This window comes from Thiothrix eikelboomii (genome assembly GCF_900167255.1).
GTDB lineage: Bacteria > Pseudomonadota > Gammaproteobacteria > Thiotrichales > Thiotrichaceae > Thiolinea > Thiolinea eikelboomii.
The window spans coordinates 24,394-44,521 of the sequence record NZ_FUYB01000014.1; the positions used below are offsets into that span (position 1 = coordinate 24,394).

Genomic DNA, 20,128 nt, shown 5'->3' on the forward strand with positions numbered 1-20,128 from the left:
CAGGCGGTGCTGGTGGCGCAGGCGGTGCTGGTGGCGCAGGCGGTGCTGGTGGCGCAGGCGGTGCTGGTGGCGCAGGTACTGGTGGTACAGGTGGTACAGGTACTGGCGGCAGAGTACAAACTGATTTTGACCGAGTTTTTGCCCGTGAGGGTTTTGACACCAACAACAATGGTTTTGCAGATCGTGCAGAATTAATTAGTGCATTTGGTGGTACAGCAGGCGCTCAAGGTGCTCAAGGCGCAGCGGGTGCTAATGGTACGAATGGTACGAATGGTACGAATGGCACTAATGGCACTAATGGCACTAATGGCACTAATGGTGCTCAGGGTGCTCAAGGCGCTGCCGGTACGAATGGCACTAATGGCACTAATGGCACTAATGGCACTAATGGCACTAATGGCGCTCAAGGTGCTCAGGGTGCTCAAGGCGCTGCCGGTACGAATGGCACTAATGGTATGAATGGCGCTCAAGGTGCTCAGGGTGCAGCCGGTACGAATGGCACGGGTACAGGTGGCACTGGTGGCACTGGCGGTACAGGTACAGGTACAGGTACTGGTACTGGTGGTACAGGTACAGGTGGCACTGGCGGTACAGGTGGCACTGGTGGTACAGGTACAGGTGGCACTGGCGGTACTGGTGGCACAGGAACTGGCGGTACAGGAACTGGCGGCACTGGTGGCACAGGAACTGGCGGCACTGGCGGTACAGGCACTGGCACGGGTACAGGTGGCACTGGCGGTACAGGCACTGGCACGGGTACAGGTGGCACTGGCGGTACAGGCACTGGCACGGGTACAGGTGGCACTGGCGGTGGCGGTGGCACAACTGTCCCAGGTACAGGTACTGTCTGGGGTGACCCGCACTTTGTGGGCGCGGATGGTGGTCATTATGACGTCCAAGGTATTCCGGGCAGAACCTATAATATTCTTAGCGACAAAGACTTCCAGCTTAATGCCACCTTCAAGGGAAGCACTGGTCTTACTCTTATGAATCAGATTGGTGCAACCATGGGTAAGGATCAAGTCAAGATAGACGTTAATGGTGCCCTTACTATTAATGGCCAAGTCCAGAAAGATGGTACTTATCCAGTCGATGGTGGTCAGATCACTAAGAAAGGTGGTGTTGTTACCATTCAAGACCAAGAGCATAACGTAACCGTTACTTCACGTGGCAGTTACCTAGATTTAGGCTTCAAGAGCGCCAACGTCAATGCAGACGGCGTGATGCCACATGGTCTGTGGGGTCAAACGGCTGATGGTGACAATAAGGTGCGTAATGGTGACCAAGGTGGTGGTGCTCAAGGTGGTGGTGTACTTGAAAAGTTAGACGGCACTATCTCCGCTCGCGGTGATAAAACGACCTTTAACTTATATGAAGTGGCTGATATCTTTGATACAGACTTCAATAACTTCAACCGTTTCAATGGTTAATTTGAGCGACACCAAGCTTGAATAAACGCTAAGTAAACGTTTAGGGTTGAGCTGGGAAAGTTAATACTTTCCCAGTTTTTATGAGAACTGAGTCGTAGTGACTCATTCAAGGCGTAATTAGCCTTACTCTTCCTTACTTTTGATGAGCTGTGGCCAACCACTTCTGAATAAAACTCGCTAAATCCCTCACTTCGGCCGCATTCACACTATGCTCTAAAGCATAAGTGAAATACTCCGGTGCATACCCCATGCCTTGCAAGCGCTGGCGGGCTTTATTACCTAAACTTTCAGGAACAACTGAATCGTGCAAACCATGAAAAATCACAATCGGTAATTGCTGATTCGCCGGATTGACTTGAATACTCTCTGCAGTCGCAAAATAGCTCGACATGACCAATAAGCCCGCCAACGGTTTGGGATAGGTCAGTGCGGCCTGATAAGCCACTGCCCCACCTTGCGAAAAGCCAGCGACCACAATCCGCTCACTCGGAATCCCCCGCTCCAACTCCCGATCAATCAAGCGAGCCACTGCTTGAGCAGAGGTCTCTAACTGCTTAACATCAACTTGGCGATCAATCGTCATCGCCAAAATATCATACCAAGCGGGCATGAGTTGACCACCATTCACTGTCACAGCTAGCTTCGGGGCATGCGGGAAAATAAAACGAACGGCCATTTCAGGGGCTAAGTTGAGCTCAGGCACAATAGGTTCAAAATCATGCCCATTTGCACCTAGACCGTGTAACCAAATCACACTCGCCGTAGCGGATTGACTGGGTTCAACGATAACTGCGGGTAAATAATCCATGCTGTAAGCCTTCTAACAATGCTAAAAAGCCTGATTGTACAGAGTTCATCGCACAGGAACAGCTAGGCCAAAATATAAGCTCAAACCAGCGGATAGCAAAGATGGGGTCTGCCTGAGTAATGCGCCGCAGCGTTTGCCTAGCAGAACTTAAAACTAACTAGAATTTGACTAGATTTGGCTTTGCAAATAGTTTTGCAAACCGATTTTATCAATTAAACCCAACTGCTTTTCTAACCAATAAGCATGATCTTCTTCTGTATCACTCAGCTGTACCCGTAGCAATTCACGAGTGACATAATCCTGCTGAGCTTCACAGATTTGAATCGCCGCCTTCAGTGCGGCTTGCACCTGATACTCTAACTGCAGGTCATTCTTGAGCATACTCACCACATCAGTACCGAGATGAATCGAGTCCTGCTGATTCAAGTTAGGTACTGCCTCCAAAAACAATAAGCGTTTTAAGATCGCATCGGCATGCCCCATTTCCTCTTGGCGCTCATGCTCATAATGCGCCGCTAATTTCTCTAGTCCCCAATCGGCACAGAGGCGTGAGTGCGCAAAATATTGATCTCGGGCGGCCAATTCACCCGCTAGCAACTGCTTTAAAACTTCAATAACTGGCTGACTTCCTTGCATTTTAAGCTCCTTAACTGGCTAACGACTGTAGATAATTTGGCTCACCGGTATGGCTTAAGAGCCATTGTTGTGACTCTAACCAATCCATCTGCTCCTCTTCCTCTTCAAGGATTTCTTGCAATAACTCTCGAGACACATAATCTTGGGCTTGCTCACAGGCTAAAATGGCTACCCGTAACTCAGCCATCAGCTCACGGCTTAACTGTTGATCATTCATTAAGATTTCAGGGATATTTTCGCCTAAATATAACTTACCTAAATCTTGTAAGTTCGGTAGACCTTCTAAAAAGAGGATGCGCTTAATCAGTTCATCAGCCTGTTTCATCGCTGTAATCGAGCGATGGTACTCTTGATGATTAAATTTCTCTAAACCCCAATTAGCACTCATGCGTGCATGTAGAAAGTACTGATTGATGGCAATTAACTGCCCACGCAGCACTTTATTTAAAGCACGATTAATTTCTGGATTACCTTGCATAGCTGCTCCTTCACTAGCCTAATTCAGGACTTTTCATCTTAAAAAGGATAAGGGCTGGTATGCAATCTTTATAACGTCTGTATTGAGCAAGAAATAAAAAATAAAGGGGTAGGAGCACCCCTGAGTCGGTGACAAGACTGCCAGACCTTGCACGTATCACCACCCTCTTTTTAGATTATTCATTACTATGAGTGGTTGTCAGCTTTTGAGGATGTAGCTTAAGTATTAAGGCAATACCTTGTTGTTAGCTAGACGCTTGCCCTGCTCACGCCGATGGAGATATTTTTTAAAGACAGTCTCGGTATGTTGTTGCAAACAGTTAGAACAATGCGCAAGTAATAAACAGCGAACTAATTCTTGTTGCGTACTTTGATCTGCTTGGCATAGCTCGCTCAAGCACACATCGCCCTGCTCCAAACAACGAATTAGCTGTTCGCCAGTAAATAAAGCCATGAGTTCCCCTGTTTTTGTATTACGCAACTCAATAAAAGGATCAGCTCGATCTAACCAAGCATTGATTGAGAAAGTCATACTTACTCCTGTCTAACGGACTTAGCGTAGCAATGATTTTTAATAAATAAGAATCATTATTATTTGTATGATAAGCATAAGCCACTACAAATGCAAGCAAATGAGAATCGCTTGCATTTGAGCTTAGATCATTCTATGATGAACACCATCAAGAATGATTCTTATTTCAGGTGCAAGTCTATGTATGTTTGCGTTTGTAATGCAGTGACTGATAAAGCGATTCAACAAGCCGTACAACAAGGTCATGACAGTTTTGAAGCGATCCAAGGCGAATTATCAGTAGGCACTTGTTGTGGACGCTGCAAGCCTTTCGCCTGCGAACTCATTGATCAATGTTTAGAGAAGCGCAGTGCCAGCCATGCCTGTTGTTATGCAGAAGCCTGTGCTTAATCTGTATTTCTGTATCTGTGCTTCTGTGTTTAATCAGAGATTTTAATCCATGCAATGCTTAGACTTACGCCGAATCAACGTAGAAGAATGGATGCAAGGCTGCAAAAAAGTCATTATCCAGCACGGTTCGCGCCCTTATGTATTAACCATCACGCGCCGAGGCAAGCTGATTTTGACTGCTGCCGATACCCCACTCACTCGCCTGCCATCTAAGCCGATCAATAGCGGTAATCATGAGCCTGTTTAACTAAAACTAGTTTTGACGATTTGACTTGAGTTCAATACTTAAGCTTTGGAGTATTTTATTTTGAAACATTTACCTGCAATTATTCTAAGCGGTATCACCCTATGCATTAGCTCGTCAATGCTCCAAGCTGAGACGGTAACCCCTCAAGCTGTGATAGCAAACTACACCCAACTAGCACATGCTGAATTTAGTGATGCGCTAGCGAGCGCTAAAATTTTACAAACTAAAGTGAATGAGTTTATCGCTCAACCGACTGAGGCTAGTCATCAAGCCGCTAAGCAAGCTTGGTTAGCCGCTCGCTTACCTTATAGCCAAACGGAAGTTTTTCGCTTTGGCAATCCCAATGTCGATGCTTGGGAAGGTGGAGTGAATGCTTGGCCCTTAGACGAGGGCTTAATTGACTATGTGCAAGCGGATGCCTATGAACACGAAGAAGGCAATACCTTTGCGACGGCCAACCTGATTGCAGGTACAGAAACCATCAGCCCTGAGTTATTGAAGTCTTATCAGGAGAAAGGTGGTTCAGAAGCCAATGTGGCCACTGGCTATCATGCCATTGAGTTTTTATTATGGGGTCAAGATCTTAATCAAGATCCAAAATTAGCTGGAACACGCCCATCTACTGATTTTCTCACGGGTGCAGGATGCACGCATCAACACTGTGAACGGCGGGCGCAATATTTAAAAGCAGCTACTGATCTACTGGTAACCGATCTGACTCAAATGGAGCAAGACTGGGCGCCGGATCAAACCAATTACCGTAAAAGCTTATTAGCACTGGATGAAGCGGAAGCTTTACGCCGGATTTTATTTGGTATGGGCAGTTTAAGTTTGGGTGAACTGGCTGGTGAACGGATGAATGTTGCCCTACTGGCGCATTCGCAAGAAGATGAACACTCCTGTTTTAGTGATAATACTCACGCTGACATTCTCGGCAATGTACAGGGTATTAATAATGTATTTCATGGCAGTTATCGACGCACCGATGGCAGCCTCCTGAAAGGTGCAAGTTTGGCTGAACTATTAGCCGCTAAAGATAAAACCCTCAGCACTGAACTGGAGCAAAACTTGAATACCAGCCAAACAGCAGCAGAGGCCATCGTCAAAGCAGCGCAGCAAGGGCAGGCTTTTGATCAGCAAATTGTGGCCGACAATAGTGAGGGTAATGCACGAGTCAAGGCCACGATTGCCGCCTTACGCGCACAAACGGTAAGTCTTGAAGCCGCCGCTAAAGCCTTAGGGATTAATCATCTCAATTCAGAAACCAGTGATTCTTTGCAATAATTTAGCCATTAAGATATGCCATGAAGCTAGCTAAGACCTTGATACTGAGCGGGTTAATCCTAAGCTCAGTTGCCAATAGTACCGAGCCAACTGCCGCAGGTCAGTCTATAGATCAACACTTATCAGGGGGTGCCACCACGGTATTGGATAACAGCAATAATGCCTTCTCGCTGCCTGCGAATAATTTAAGTATTTTGCGGCGTGATAACTTTTTCATTGGCAATGCTTTTTTTAAACAGCCGTGGGTCATAGCACCTTCATCAACCTCTGCCCGCGATGGTTTAGGACCTTTATTTAATAGCAATAGTTGCCAAGGCTGCCATGTCAAAGATGGCAAAGGTCGCCCACCGTTAACTCGTGAAGAGAAGTTTATCTCGACTTTAGTTCGTGTAAGTATTCCTGCTGCAACTCCTGCAACCCCTGCACAACAAGCTCTACTCACCACACTCGGCATCGTGCCTGAACCGACGTATGGCGATCAAATTCAACCAAATAGTATTCCGGGGCTTAAAGCCGAGGCAACGCCACGCTTTGACTATGAAGAGATCCGTGGGCAATTTAAAGACGGTGAGACCTATACCCTACTCAAACCTAGTCTTAAATTAGATAACCTCAATTACGGCGCTCTGCATCCTCAAGTACAAATGTCTGCTCGGGTCGCACCTGTAATGATTGGCATGGGCTTATTAGCAGCGATTCCAGAAGCTGATTTATTAGCACTGGCTGACCCTGAAGACAAAAATGCGGATGGTATTTCCGGGCGAGTGAATCAGGTTTGGGATGTCAGCTCACAAAAAACCGTATTGGGGCGCTTTGGTTGGAAAGCCAATCAACCAACGGTTGCTCAACAAAGTGCAGGCGCTTTTCATGGTGATTTAGGGATTAGCTCCCCGCTTTTTACCGGTCAGCCCTGTACTGCTGCACAAACTGATTGTTTAGCAGCACCGCAAGGTGGGCAACCTGAAATCAATCAAGAGCTGATGGACATGGTGACTTTCTATGCTTCGCTGTTAGCTGTCCCGGCTCGGCGCGATGTTAATGATCCTGAAGTTTTAAAAGGTGAGCGTTTATTCAAACAAGCGAATTGCAGTGCTTGTCATCTTCCTGAGTTGAAAACGGGAGTGAAACCCGATTTTCCGGAGTTGGAGCACCAGCGTATTCAGCCGTTTACTGATTTACTCCTCCATGATTTAGGTGAGGGTTTAGCCGATCAACGCCCTGACTTTTTAGCCAGCGGCCGTGAATGGCGGACAGCACCACTGTGGGGAATAGGCTTGGTGGCAACCGTGAATGGCCATACCCGTTTTTTACATGATGGCCGTGCCCGCAATTTGATGGAAGCGATTCTTTGGCATGGCGGTGAAGCGGAAGCATCACGCCAACAGGTATTGAATTTGAGCCAAGCAGAGCGTGCTGCTTTACTACGCTTTCTCAACTCACTCTAAGCGCTTAGGATGCGAATATGCACACACTTCAACAGCCACGGTTTAGCCTAGGCCAAATCAGCTTCCTGCTATTTTCTGCTCATCTTTTTATCCAGAGCCAACCCGTCCTTGCTGATAACACACAGGCTATTACTCAAACGAGTACTCAAACTACAACGGTCAGCACAAGTCAGGTGGCAACGCCGACGACGAATCAACCCGCCCGAGATGCAGCCTTAATTCAGCAATTAGTCACGGCGGGGATTCAACCGCTGTATCGTGAATTGCAACAGCAGAGTCAGCAGCTCACTCAAACTAGCACTGAATTTTGTAGCACCCCTACTCTGGAGAATTTTCAAAAACTGCGCACAGCTTGGGGGGAAACACTGCTGGCTTGGCAACGGACTGATCTACTATTATTTGGACCGGCGATTGCTGAGCAATTGGATTTCCAAATCAATTTCGCCCCACCTAAAAAGCAAATCATTAAAAACTTACTCGCCAGTGACCAAGCAATTAGTCAAGCGGACATTGTAGCCGCCGGAGTCGGTGCACAAGGTTTAAGTAGTTTGGAGTATGTATTATTTGATCGCGAGCAAACGATTGAACAGTTCTTAGCCCAGTTTCAAGAGACTCAAGGTTCAATCCGTTGTAGCTATGTGCAGGCAGTGAGTGCTCTGCTGGAACAAAAAATCACCCAGCTCAGCAAGGCTTGGCTCGAAACTGATAGCACCAAATTTTTCACCCGTAATCAAGAAGTGATTGATCTTTTGATCGGCAAATCCTATCAAACCTTAGAAAAAATCAATCTCAAAAAAATCCGGCTACCGTTTGGGATGATGGATGAAAAACAGCTCAGCCATCCTTATGAGCTAGAAGCTTGGCGCAGTGGTTACTCCTTTAAAACAATTCAAGCCAATATTGAGGGGATTAGCCGAGTATTTATTGATGGGGGCTTTTTGGCATGGATTGATAAAACCTTCCCAAATGATGGAACTAAACTCGCCGTTAGCGCCTTTGAGAAACAACTCAAGGATTTAACCCAGATGCAGCTCCCTGCAGGTGACCCCTTCACCGTGGTTGAACAAAATATCGAATCACCGGCCCGCCGTGAACTGATCGAGCGCTGCCGAGGTTTAGAAATGGGGATCAAGCGGCAACTCGCCATTATAACCCAAGCTCAATTAGGCTTTAATGATAATGATGGAGACTAAGATGCAGCGCCGTCAATTTCTCGGTCTTGCGGCGCTGAGTGTGTTTGGAAGCGCCTTAGCCACACAGGAATTATTCGAACAAGCTCAACCTAGGCCTGCCCCCAAGCTCTATTCAGCCAATGACAATACCCTAGGTCAGCATTTTTTGAGCCAATTCGATTTAAACTCACAACAATTGCAACAACAGCGAGTCCCGATGCGTGGACATGCTGCCTTAGCGCTTAATCAGCATTCAGCTTTATTATTTGGCCGCAGACCTGCCTTTGAATCGGTGCGCGTTAACTTTAAGCAAGGGACGGTTGAAAGTTTCAAACCTAATCAGCAGCGGCATTTTAATGGGCATGGCTGCCTGTCTGCTGATCGGCAATGGCTCTTCACTACTGAGACCGATTATGTTAACCAGCGCGGTATCATTGGCATTCGTGAGCTGAGTAGCTTAAAGCAAATAGGTGAATATCTAAGTTACGGTCTCGACCCCCATGATTTGCAGTTGCTACCCGACGGTAAAACCTTAGTGATTGCAAACGGCGGACTGGAAACCCACCCTGATTTTGGTCGCCGTAAACTCAATCTTGCCACGATGCAGCCTTCATTGGTTTATTTAGATCTAAGCACTGGAAAAAAACTGGCTGAATATCGCTTAGCCGATCGTTATCTGAGTATTCGCCATTTAACGGTCAGTCCTCAGGGGGATGTTGCGATTGCTTTGCAATATGAAGGTAATTTATATCAGCAGCAACCGCGCTCGTTAGTGGCTTGGCAAGCAGCAGGGTCTGAACTTAAATTACTTAAAATCGCCCCGACTGATCTTGCTCAACTGCGTGGCTATTTGGCTGATCTTGTGTATGACCCTCAGCAACAATTATTAGTAACGGCCACCCCGCGTGGGCATAGTGTTTCCATTTGGAGTACTGCCAGCGAAAGTTTTGTACAAGCGATCCCTTTAGCTGAGGCGAGCGGAGTCAGTTTGGGGATTGAAAAGGCAAGCTTCTTGGTCTCCAATAGCCAAGGCGGTTTATACACTCTCCGACCTAGGCAGTCTGACTACGCGCTGCACAGTCTCCAGACTTTTCCAGAGTTGAGTTGGGATAATCATTTATTGTTGAGCTAGATTAAGTCTGCTCTAGCATGGTGTAGGTGGGTTTAATGGTTTAATGAGAACTATTTGCATTTAATGAGCATTCATTTTATTATTGATAATAGTTATTATTTACGGATTAACATGGATATGCTGAAGAAACTGCTACTTGCCACTACCCTGCTCGCTGCTCCGTTGGTTGCTGTTGCCGAAGGTGAAGTGAACGTCTACTCTTCCCGCCAAGAGCAATTGATTAAACCGATTTTAGACCAATTTACCGCAGCCTCAGGCATTAAAGTGAACCTAGTCACTGGCAAAGATGATGCTTTGATTGAGCGCTTAAAGCTAGAAGGTGACAACACCCCGGCTGACCTCTTGCTGACCGCTGATGCGGGGCGTTTGTTTCGGACTAAAGACTTAGGTTTAAGCCAAGCCATTGAATCTGAAACGCTAAAAGCTGCGATCCCCGAAAACTTACGTGATCCTGACAACCAATGGTTCGGTTTAACCTATCGTGCTCGGCCTATTTTCTATGTAAAAGAAAAAATTAAGCCCGAAGAATTATCCACCTATGCTGATCTAGCTGACCCTAAGTGGAAAGGCAAAATTTGTGTGCGTAGCTCAGACAATATTTACAATCAGTCGATGCTAGCCTCAATGATTGCCAGCCAAGGTGCAGAAGCCACCACTCAATGGGCTGACGGTTTAGTAAAAAACTTGGCACGTCCACCCGAAGGCGGTGATCGTGACCAATTAAAAGCCGCCGCCGCAGGTATTTGTGATTTGGCTTTGGCCAATACCTATTACTATGGGCAAATGCTAGCAGGCGATGGTGCGGAAGATAAAGCAGCAGCGGAGAAAGTTGCGATTTTCTGGCCTGATCAAGGCGAGCAAGGTCGAGGTACGCATATCAATATCAGTGGTGCAAGCGTTACCAAGGTGGCAAAAAACAAAGACAATGCAGTCAAACTCTTGGAATACTTGGTCAGCGACGAAGCACAAGCTTGGTATGCGGAGCATAATCAAGAGTACCCCGTAAAAACCTCTGTCCCTGCCAGCAGTTTATTGAAAACTTGGGGTGATTTTAAGGCGGATAGCATTAACTTATCTGAATTAGGTAAGCATAATGCAGAGGCCGTTAAAATCATGGACACTGTGGGTTGGAAATAAAAAATTTCGTATGGCGCGCCTTGCTCATTGGCATGGCGCTCTTGACTGCTTTGCCAATTTTGGCAGTTTTTGCTTATGTTTTTGTGCCTTCCGCTGAGGTTTGGCAGCATTTGGCTGCCACTGTACTCAGCGACTATCTACTCAATACCCTCTATCTCAGCCTTGGAGTCGGTCTTGGTGTATTGCTATTGGGTGTACCCTTAGCTTGGCTTTGTAGCATGTGTGAGTTCCCGGGGCGGGCTTGGTTTGAATGGCTACTCTTACTACCCTTAGCCATGCCAGCTTATATCATCGCTTATACTTACACCGGTATGCTGGATTTTGCAGGTCCGGTACAAACTAGTTTACGTGACTTAATGGGCTGGGCGTATGGCGACTATTGGTTTCCAAATATACGTTCCTTAGGGGGGGCTATTTTAATGCTTGCCCTTGTCTTATTCCCCTATGTTTATCTGCTCGCCCGTGCTGCTTTTTTAGAGCAATCTATTTGTGTTTTAGAGGTCAGCCGTACTTTAGGCTGTAACCAATGGCAAAGTTTTTTTCGGGTTGCTTTACCCTTAGCACGCCCTGCGATTATGACGGGTTTAGCCTTAGCCTTGATGGAAACCCTCGCTGATTTTGGAACTGTACAATATTTTGGAGTGACCACTTTTACCACAGGAATTTTTCGCACTTGGTATGGCTTAGGTGATCATGCAGCGGCCTCACAATTAGCGGCTTTATTGATGAGCTTTGTGTTTATTTTATTACTCCTAGAACAAGCGTCGCGGCGGCGGGCACGGTATTATCACAGCTCAGGCAAATACGCCCAGATTAAACGAATTGCTTTAACCGGTGGCCAAGCTTGGGCTGCAGTCTTATTGGCTAGCCTGACTTTACTCTTAGGCTTTTTGATCCCGATGGCGCAACTCGCCAGCTGGGGCTTCGCTAATTGGCAAACTCAAATGGATAGTAGCTTTTTAAGGTTGATTCAGCACAGTCTAGGTTTAGCGATTATCGCGGCCTGCTGTGCTTTAATCCTTGCCCTGATTTTAGGCTATGGCAAACGCTTAAACCCTAGCCCCTTAGTGAGTTTAGCCGCACGCTTAGCCAGTATCGGCTATGCGATTCCGGGGACAGTGATTGCGATTGGTGTGTTGATTCCATTTGCTTGGCTCGATACCCAACTCAATCAGTGGAGTCAGACTGTATTGGGTATGAAATTAGGGCTGCTATTAAGTGGTAGCCTATTTATTCTTTTATTTGCTTATAATGTGCGCTTCCTAGCCGTCTCGTTACAAACGGTTGAAGCGGGTTTAGGCAAAATCAAACCGACCCTTGATAATGCAGGACGTTCCCTAGGTTTAAGCCCCCATGCAGTCCTTTGGAAGCTACATATGCCCTTGATGAAAGGCTCTTTATTAACAGCGGTTTTATTAGTTTTCGTTGATGTTTTAAAAGAATTACCGGCCACTCTGATTTTGCGTCCCTTTAATTTCAATACCCTCGCCGTCCGTACTTATGAATTGGCTTCAGATGAACGCTTAGCTGAAGCAGGTTTACCTGCTTTAATGATCGTCGCGACGGGGATTATTCCGGTCATTTTATTAAGTCGTTCGATTTCAGGCTCACGGGCTGGAGGAAAACTATGAGTCAGCTAGTCTTAGAGCAAGTCGAACTTCGTTATGGGAAAACCACAGCAGTCTATGCGGTCGATCTGTTCGTCGAACAGGGGCAAATTGCTTGTCTATTAGGACCTAGCGGCTGCGGTAAGACAACTTTACTCCGTGCCATAGCCGGTTTTGAACACTTAAGTCAGGGGCAAATCAGCCTAAATGGGCAAGTGATCAGTACCCCACATAACACCTTAGCAACTGAACAACGTAAGATTGGCATGGTCTTCCAAGATTATGCCTTATTTCCGCATTTGAATATTGCAGACAATATTCGCTTTGGAATTCGTAAACAATCGAATAAAGCTCAACAACATCGGGTTAACGAATTACTCGAATTAGTTAGCTTGCCGGGATATGCTAAGCGTTATCCTCATGAATTATCCGGCGGACAGCAACAACGTATCGCCCTAGCTCGCGCCCTTGCCCCTAAACCCGCCTTATTATTGCTTGATGAACCCTTTAGCAGCCAAGATACTGAATTACGTGAATCGTTAGCCCGTGAAGTGCGCGAGATTCTCAAGCAAGAAGGGATTACCGCCTTACTCGTGACACATGATCAACATGAAGCCTTTGCAATGGCTGATGAAATTGGTGTCTTGCAAGCAGGTCGGCTCCAGCAATGGGGTAGTGCTTATGAATTATATTATCAACCACACAATGCCTTTGTTGCCTCTTTTATTGGGCAAGGTAGCTTAATCACAGGGCAAGTCCTTGATGCCACGAAGGTGGCGACTCGCTTAGGGCAATTAGAGTATTTAGCTCCGACTAGCCTAACGAATCACCAAGCCTTGGTTTTAATTCGCCCTGAGCAGGTTAAGTTAAATCCACAGGCCGCTATTCGTGCGGCCATTAAGAGCAAGGTATTTCGTGGCAATGAATATTTATACCATTTACAACTCAGCAACCAAGAAACCTTATTAGCTTTAGGCTCAAGCCAACAAGCTTTTGTTATCGGTGAGCAAATCGGGATTGAATTAGCGCCACAAGCTTATCCATTAGTGAACTAAACCGATTTATTAAGACTGAATAAGACTGAATAAGACTGAATAAGACTGAATAATTTTTATACCACGCCTCCTTCACTCCGTAGCTGTAAAAATAAATCTTGCAACTTATTAAAACCAGCTCTACTTTTTAGAGATGACTGATGATTTATCTTGCTAAAACTGAAGCATAACGGCAGCCCCTTCTGAAGCCTAAAAGCGGCTAAGCCTCTTGAGCCAACACAATTCATTTATAGGGATGTAAAAATGTCTGGAGCAATCTCAAGTTATCTACCGATGGCGCTCGGGGTCGCCTTAAGTCCAACCGCAATTATAGCTATGTTGATATTATGTGCACTGAACCGCGCCAAAACCTCAGGCACCTTTGCTTTATTCGGTTGGATTGTAGGTGTTTTTGGCTTTATGGTCTTGAGTGTGTTTCTAGCCAGTTGGCTAACCCCTCAAGACCCAGACAACCCCTCTATTTTATTGATTAGTTTGCGCTTTTTATTTGCTTTCCTATTACTATTCTTAGCTTGGCGTAGTTGGAAAACCCGCCCTAAAGCGACGGACACAGCAGCAGCCCACCCCCTGCGGATTGATAAATTGCAGAATCTATCAACACTGGCCGCTTTCGGTTTTGGCGTTGCCTTGGTTTTTGCCGCTATTAAAAATTGGCCGATTATGGCAGCAGCGGCTTTGGATATTGCACAAACCGCCCCTACGCTTTCACAAGGTATTACTACCGCACTGCTGTTTGCTTTGATTAGCTCACTCGGCTTAATGATTCCTTGGCTTTTATCCATACTAGGGGGTGAAGCCGTGAAAACAGGTCTAGCAGAACTACATCGTTGGTTAACTAAGTATGGCAATACGATTATGGCCATACTATTTTTATTTCTGGGTACAAAAGCATTGCTGGGAGCGATTGAAGCCTTACCTTAAATCAAAGCAGTCGATTATTTTTGCAGATTTTTTATTGGCTTAATCGCCGAAGATCAATTCGCGGCGTGAATATTAAGGCAGCTATAATTTAGTTTTAGCTTAAAAAGCTCCCGGAGAAGAATGGGCTATAAAATTATCTCCGGGAGATGAATTTGCCCGCCCCGTCTTCCTCAGTTAAGACAGGTTGGTTTCCCTCGCGAGCGGTTTGATCATAATACAAAGTAAAGTAAATTGTAACCATTTCGAAAAAAAATGATTATTTTTTAATCTATTCGGATAAAAATTCCACTAATACTTGTCCACGCCCTAACTCACCTAAGGCTTGCTGTACTTGAGTTTGCACACTAATAGGGCATAAACCATTAATTTGTAGTTCAGGCAGGTATTCAACCTTTAGAATCTGACATTTCCAATCCGTTAAGCAGCGACGCACCGCATCTTCTAAAGCATAAGGCGCTGTTATTTGCAAGGCTTGCATGGCAATTTTTAAGCAGGTGGGGGTTTGTTGAATGGTTCTAGTGACTGAACTTGAATAGGCCCGAGCTAATCCACCCGTACCTAATTTAATTCCACCAAAATAGCGCACCACTACAGCGACTACTTCACCGAGTTCACTGTGTAATAAAACATTAAGCATGGGCTTACCCGCAGTCCCTGCTGGCTCTCCGTCATCACTGCAACTAACTAGAGTGGTCTGTTTTGGCTTACCGGCAATAAAAGCCCAGCAAACATGGCGAGCATCAGGGTATTGAAGTTTGATCTTTGCAATAAATTCATGCGCGGCTTCAGCAGAAGGAGCCGGCGCAATGAAACCAATGAATTGGCTATTTTTTATAGTCTGCTCACAGCAGGCCGTGGTAGCAGGTATTAAAAAAGAACTCATAAGTCTCTCATTTGTTTATAGAATGTAAGGGAAACTAGGGTGAATAGAACCGCTTATCGGAGATTTTGATCATTCAATGGCCAAAACCTTCAATGCCACCCGCAATTTTTTATACTCTCAACTGAGAAATAAAATACAGATGCTGCTGGAGAATATTTTATGTACCCCAAAGCCTGTTTGTGGGTCGCTTTTGAGGTGCTGCTGTTAATTTTGCCGATGCAAACTTTTGCTGCACCTAGTCAGCCTAGTAGGCTACTACCAGATCGAACCAAGGTGACTCTCGTTCAAACGCCACCGTCTAGTTTTCTACAATTGAGTAAAATAATTAGTGAATCTAGTTTGTATGAACGGGTATTAACTAATCCAGATTTTATTAAAGTGCAAAGCATCGCCCAACGCTGGTGGGATAATCAGACCGGTGCTAAGCATAAGCAACGAGCGGCTTATTCAAAACGAGTCACTAAAAACCCTCTACACCAGAAATGAACCATGATAAAAATGAACTAGCTAGACAAGCATGAAGACGAGGTGTCTTAGCTATATTGGCTATTAGGCATGACAACCGTAAGTCACTAAACTAGCCCAAACACCCGCCTCATCATGCATCACCCGAATCTGGGAAATGGTTCCAGACTCAATGGCTAGAGAAAAAAAGTTGCGACTTGGCATTCCCAAAACTTGCATAATAATAAGCCTAATTACTCCGGGTTGAGCCACTAATACAACTCGCTTACCTTTATGCTCAACCATAAAGCGCTCCCAAAGAGCGCTAATACGCCCTTGGAAATGCGCAAAGGACTCGCCCTCGGGTGGCACTAAGCAGGCTGGATTACGCCACCAGCGCGCTAAAATAGTCGGATTCTGCTCCATAATACTCGCGGGCGTTTGTCCTTCCCAAGTGCCGAAATTCATCTCTGCTAATTCAGGATAGCTTTTTAAAGGTAGATGGTTTTTCTCCGCCAACCACCGTGCAAACGGTAGGCAAGCATTATGCTCAGAACTAATCACTACCTCCCAATTCGCTTGGCGTTTGACAACCTTCTTCAGGTTTTTTAGACCCTCAGCACTCAAACTAGCATTCAGCGAGCCGCAAAACACCTCACCTGCATCCAGCGAGGTACTCGGCAGCAAGTCTATTAACGTGATAGGAATGCTCACTATGCGTAGCGAACCTCAAGAATCTCATATTCACGCACACCACCGGGGGCTTGTACCACCGCCACATCACCCTCTTCTTTGCCAATTAGAGCACGCGCAACGGGTGAAGAAACTGCAATCATCCCCAGTTTCAAATCCGCCTCAACATCACCAACAATTTGATAGCGAAGCGTTTCCCCTGATTTAATTTCCTCAAGCTCCACCGTCGCCCCGAAAACCACTTTACCCGGATTAGCGGCTCCGACCGTTGCTATATCAATCACTTGCGCGAGTGATAAGACCGACTCTAATTCTTGTATCCGCCCCTCACAGAAGCCTTGTTGCTCGCGGGCGGCATGATATTCGGCATTTTCCTTCAAATCACCATGTTCACGTGCCTCGGCAATAGATTGCACGATACGTGGACGCTCAATCGTTTTTAAACGGTTCAACTCAGCTTTTAAACGCTCAGCACCCGCTGCTGTTAACGGTGGTCTACTCATTCTTACTGATGCTCCTTCTTCTTTTATATAATTCCCTGATGCAAATCTTGCAGACGATAAACCTGCTCGTCAGCGGTATAACCCATCGCCATACACAAGGCACGTGCACCTTCGATGGTCGTGGTATAACTTAATTTATGCTGTAAAGCCTCACGGCGGATCTCAAAAGAATCACGGGTTGATTGCTCACCTTCTGTAGTATTAATGATCAAATGAATTTCATCATTTTTAATCATATCCACAATATTAGGGCGACCCTCATGCATTTTATTGACAACTTCGCAAGCAATACCTGCATTTTGCAGCTCACGTGCTGTTCCACGGGTTGCAACAATACGGAAACCTTGGTTGACTAACATCTGACCTAGACCCGCTAAATGCCGCCGATCGGCTTCACGTACACTAATAAACACGACACCTGAACTAGGGAAACTCGCACCCGCTGCATGTTGCGATTTACCAAAAGCCTCAGCAAAGGTTTTACCAACGCCCATCACCTCGCCCGTCGATTTCATTTCTGGGCTTAAAATCGGATCAACCCCCGGAAATTTAATAAAGGGGAAAACCGCTTCCTTCACTGAATAATAGTCTGGAATGACTTCTTCGGTGGCATTTTGCGCAACTAAACTTTGCCCCGCCATACAACGAGCCGCAATTTTTGCTAAGGGGCGACCAATGGCCTTCGAAACATAAGGCACGGTGCGTGACGCCCGTGGATTCACTTCCAACACATAGACTTCATTGTTCTTAATCGCAAATTGTGTATTCATTAACCCAATCACATTCAAAGCCTTCGCCATGCGAGCCGTCTGTGCGCGTAATTCATCTTGAATCTTGGGGTCTAAAGAATAAGGCGGCAAGGAACAGGCTGAATCACCCGAATGAATCCCCGCTTGCTCAATATGCTGCATAATCCCACCAATCAGCACATTTTGCCCGTCACAAATTGCATCCACATCCACTTCAATCGCATCATCTAAGAAACGATCTAACAACACGGGAGAATCATTCGAGACTGATACAGCCGTATTCATATACCGCCGCAATTCATTCTCGTTATAAACGATTTCCATCGCCCGCCCACCAAGAACATACGACGGACGTACCACTAAGGGATAACCAATCTCAACCGCTAAGCGTACCGCCTCTTCCATACTGCGTGCAGTCCGATTCGGTGGCTGACGCAAACCTAAACGATGAATCAACTGTTGGAAACGTTCACGATCTTCGGCAAGATCAATCGAATCGGGTGAAGTACCAATGATCGGTGCACCGAGATTCTCAAGCTCACGGGCTAATTTCAGTGGGGTTTGCCCACCGTATTGCACGATCACCCCTAAAGGCTTTTCCAGATCGACGATCTCCATCACGTCTTCCAAGGTCAATGGCTCAAAATACAACCGATCCGAAGTATCATAATCGGTAGAAACCGTTTCTGGATTGCAATTAACCATGATGGTTTCATAGCCGTCTTCACGCAAAGCCAAGGCCGCATGTACACAGCAATAGTCAAACTCAATGCCTTGACCAATACGATTCGGCCCACCCCCTAAGACCATAATTTTCTTACGATCGGTAGGCTTTGATTCACATTCTTCTTCATAGGTGGAATACATATAGGCGGTATTGGTCGCAAACTCAGCCGCACAGGTATCAACCCGCTTATAGACTGGGCGCACCTGCATATTCCGCCGCGCATTGCGTACACTGCGCTCCGTACTATGCAAAAGCTTAGCTAAGCGCCGATCAGAAAAACCTTTACGTTTGAGCAGGCGCATTTCATCGGCATGGATCTGATTCAGTAAACGTCCTTCCAAACTCTGCTCAATCTCAATCAGCTCCTGCATCTGCACTAAGAACCACGGATCAATACTCGTTTGTGCATGGACTTCGTTAACCGTCATGCCATAACGGAAAGCATCCGCCACATACAGAATCCGTTCGGCATGGGGTTCGGTTAGCTCACGGCGGAGAATATCGCGGGCTTCAGGATGCTCACGATTTAAGCGCTCATCCAAGCCATCAATACCCGTTTCTAAACCACGTAAGGCTTTTTGTAAGGACTCTTGGAAAGTACGCCCAATCGCCATCACCTCACCCACCGATTTCATTTGCGTGGTTAAGCGCGCATCCGCTTGCGGGAATTTTTCAAAGGTAAAGCGTGGAATTTTGGTGACGACATAATCAATGCTTGGCTCGAAAGAAGCGGGAGTCGCCCCGCCTGTAATATCATTGCGCAATTCATCCAAGGTATAACCAATGGCTAACTTAGCCGCAACTTTCGCAATCGGGAAGCCGGTGGCTTTAGAGGCTAACGCAGAAGAGCGGGATACCCGTGGATTCATCTCAATCACAATAATGCGACCATCCTGAGGATTAATCGCAAACTGTACATTCGAACCACCGGTATCGACACCGATTTTACGCAACACCGCTAAAGAAGCATTACGCAATAGCTGATATTCTTTATCCGTCAAAGTCTGAGCAGGAGCGACAGTAATTGAATCACCGGTATGTACGCCCATCGGATCGAAATTTTCAATGGAGCAGACGATAATGCAATTATCTTTATGATCACGTACCACCTCCATCTCATACTCTTTCCAGCCTAATAAAGACTCTTCGAGTAAGATCTCTGTGGTGGGTGACATATCTAAACCACGGGCAACGATGGTTTCAAACTCTTGCTTATTATAAGCGATACCTCCTCCCGTTCCCCCTAAGGTAAACGACGGACGAATAATGGTAGGAAAACCAATATCGCTCTGTGCTGCTCTGGCCTCTTCCATCGTGTGGGCAATCCGTGAGCGCGCTGACTCTAAGCCAATATCATCCATCGCAATACGGAATTTCTGCCGATCTTCGGCCATTTCAATCGCAACTTCATTCGCACCGATCATCTCGACTTGATACTTGTCGAGTACGCCGTGACGCGATAAATCTAAAGCACAGTTCAGCGCAGTTTGCCCACCCATCGTCGGTAATAAAGCATCCGGGCGCTCTTTTTCAATAATCTTTTCGACAGTCTCCCAACGAATCGGCTCGATATAAATAGCATCTGCCGTGCCGGGGTCAGTCATAATGGTTGCAGGATTCGAGTTGACTAGAATGACTCGATAGCCTTCTTCACGCAAAGCTTTACAGGCTTGTGCACCTGAATAGTCAAACTCACAGGCTTGACCAATTACAATCGGGCCTGCCCCAATAATCAGAATACTTTTAATGTCCGCACGTTTCGGCATTTTCAATCGTCCACAATAATTCGTTTTCCCTTACACAAGGGATTAAGGGAGTCAAGTTTAACACTTACCCCCGACCTCCATAATAGCTTT

Annotated in this window: 20 protein-coding genes; 12 read left to right on the plus strand and 8 right to left on the minus strand. The window is 46.1% G+C overall.

All coding sequences use genetic code 11. The features are described from left to right. Positions 1-1,430: hypothetical protein (locus B5D50_RS20505; protein WP_234975877.1), on the plus strand; the 1,430-nt coding region annotated here is incomplete at its 5' end. A 133-nt stretch (positions 1,431-1,563) separates the two neighbouring features. Here B5D50_RS20505 and B5D50_RS13210 read toward each other — a convergent pair. The 4 genes from B5D50_RS13210 to B5D50_RS13225 form a co-directional block, all read right to left on the minus strand. Next, a complete protein-coding gene (locus tag B5D50_RS13210; RefSeq protein ID WP_078923113.1) occupies positions 1,564-2,238 on the minus strand; it encodes an alpha/beta hydrolase in 675 nt (224 codons plus the stop codon). 168 nt (positions 2,239-2,406) lie between these two features. After that, the gene (gene bfr, locus B5D50_RS13215) at positions 2,407-2,874 is read right to left on the minus strand and encodes a bacterioferritin (RefSeq protein WP_078923114.1); all 468 of its coding nucleotides are present in this window, start codon (positions 2,872-2,874) and stop codon (positions 2,407-2,409) included. 10 nt (positions 2,875-2,884) lie between these two features. Then, positions 2,885-3,352: a bacterioferritin gene (bfr, locus tag B5D50_RS13220; RefSeq protein WP_078923115.1), complete on the minus strand. Its 468-nt coding sequence runs from the start codon at positions 3,350-3,352 to the stop codon at positions 2,885-2,887. 225 nt (positions 3,353-3,577) lie between these two features. Further along, positions 3,578-3,883, minus strand: coding sequence for a hypothetical protein (locus tag B5D50_RS13225; protein WP_078923116.1), 306 nt, complete (start codon positions 3,881-3,883; stop codon positions 3,578-3,580). Between the two features lie 180 nt (positions 3,884-4,063). Between B5D50_RS13225 and B5D50_RS13230 the strand changes: the two genes are divergently transcribed. From B5D50_RS13230 to B5D50_RS13275, 10 genes are all read left to right on the plus strand, one after another. Next, positions 4,064-4,273 (plus strand): (2Fe-2S)-binding protein, encoded by a 210-nt coding sequence (locus B5D50_RS13230; protein ID WP_078923186.1) that lies wholly within the window; start codon positions 4,064-4,066, stop codon positions 4,271-4,273. 49 nt (positions 4,274-4,322) lie between these two features. After that, entirely contained in the window at positions 4,323-4,520 is a 198-nt protein-coding gene (gene hemP / locus B5D50_RS13235) for a hemin uptake protein HemP (RefSeq protein WP_078923117.1), read from the plus strand. Between the two features lie 60 nt (positions 4,521-4,580). Continuing rightward, positions 4,581-5,804: an imelysin family protein gene (locus tag B5D50_RS13240; protein WP_234975878.1), complete on the plus strand. Its 1,224-nt coding sequence runs from the start codon at positions 4,581-4,583 to the stop codon at positions 5,802-5,804. A gap of 20 nt (positions 5,805-5,824) precedes the next feature. Next, positions 5,825-7,249 (plus strand): di-heme oxidoreductase family protein, encoded by a 1,425-nt coding sequence (locus B5D50_RS13245; protein ID WP_078923119.1) that lies wholly within the window; start codon positions 5,825-5,827, stop codon positions 7,247-7,249. A 17-nt stretch (positions 7,250-7,266) separates the two neighbouring features. Next, entirely contained in the window at positions 7,267-8,442 is a 1,176-nt protein-coding gene (locus B5D50_RS13250) for an imelysin family protein (RefSeq protein ID WP_078923120.1), read from the plus strand. A 1-nt stretch (position 8,443) separates the two neighbouring features. After that, positions 8,444-9,553: a DUF1513 domain-containing protein gene (locus B5D50_RS13255; RefSeq protein ID WP_159448638.1), complete on the plus strand. Its 1,110-nt coding sequence runs from the start codon at positions 8,444-8,446 to the stop codon at positions 9,551-9,553. 117 nt (positions 9,554-9,670) lie between these two features. After that, on the plus strand, positions 9,671-10,690 hold the full coding sequence (locus tag B5D50_RS13260; protein WP_143594364.1) for a Fe(3+) ABC transporter substrate-binding protein: 1,020 nt from the start codon (positions 9,671-9,673) through the stop codon (positions 10,688-10,690). Between the two features lie 32 nt (positions 10,691-10,722). Further along, on the plus strand, positions 10,723-12,321 hold the full coding sequence (locus tag B5D50_RS13265) for an ABC transporter permease (RefSeq protein ID WP_078923188.1): 1,599 nt from the start codon (positions 10,723-10,725) through the stop codon (positions 12,319-12,321). Beyond that, positions 12,318-13,352: an ABC transporter ATP-binding protein gene (locus tag B5D50_RS13270; RefSeq protein ID WP_078923122.1), complete on the plus strand. Its 1,035-nt coding sequence runs from the start codon at positions 12,318-12,320 to the stop codon at positions 13,350-13,352. The genes B5D50_RS13265 and B5D50_RS13270 overlap by 4 nt, the downstream gene beginning before the upstream one ends. Positions 13,353-13,595: 243 nt before the next feature. Beyond that, on the plus strand, positions 13,596-14,273 hold the full coding sequence (locus B5D50_RS13275) for a GAP family protein (protein ID WP_078923123.1): 678 nt from the start codon (positions 13,596-13,598) through the stop codon (positions 14,271-14,273). 268 nt (positions 14,274-14,541) lie between these two features. Here B5D50_RS13275 and B5D50_RS13280 read toward each other — a convergent pair whose 3' ends face one another. After that, a complete protein-coding gene (locus tag B5D50_RS13280; protein WP_078923124.1) occupies positions 14,542-15,156 on the minus strand; it encodes a YigZ family protein in 615 nt (204 codons plus the stop codon). Between the two features lie 159 nt (positions 15,157-15,315). Here B5D50_RS13280 and B5D50_RS13285 point away from each other — a divergent pair, with 159 nt between their 5' ends. Next, complete coding sequence (locus tag B5D50_RS13285; protein WP_078923125.1) at positions 15,316-15,642, plus strand: hypothetical protein; 327 nt, start codon at positions 15,316-15,318, stop codon at positions 15,640-15,642. Between the two features lie 63 nt (positions 15,643-15,705). Here B5D50_RS13285 and B5D50_RS13290 read toward each other — a convergent pair whose 3' ends face one another. From B5D50_RS13290 to carB, 3 genes are read right to left on the minus strand one after another with little or no spacing between them, the layout of a single operon-like run. Further along, on the minus strand, positions 15,706-16,314 hold the full coding sequence (locus tag B5D50_RS13290; RefSeq protein ID WP_159448639.1) for a histidine phosphatase family protein: 609 nt from the start codon (positions 16,312-16,314) through the stop codon (positions 15,706-15,708). Continuing rightward, positions 16,314-16,796 carry a transcription elongation factor GreA gene (gene greA / locus B5D50_RS13295; protein WP_078923127.1) on the minus strand — a complete coding sequence of 161 codons (483 nt, stop codon included), beginning with the start codon at positions 16,794-16,796 and terminating at the stop codon, positions 16,314-16,316. The genes B5D50_RS13290 and greA overlap by 1 nt, the downstream gene beginning before the upstream one ends. Positions 16,797-16,819: 23 nt before the next feature. Beyond that, a complete protein-coding gene (gene carB, locus B5D50_RS13300) occupies positions 16,820-20,038 on the minus strand; it encodes a carbamoyl-phosphate synthase large subunit (protein WP_078923128.1) in 3,219 nt (1,072 codons plus the stop codon). Positions 20,039-20,128: the final 90 nt, after the last annotated feature.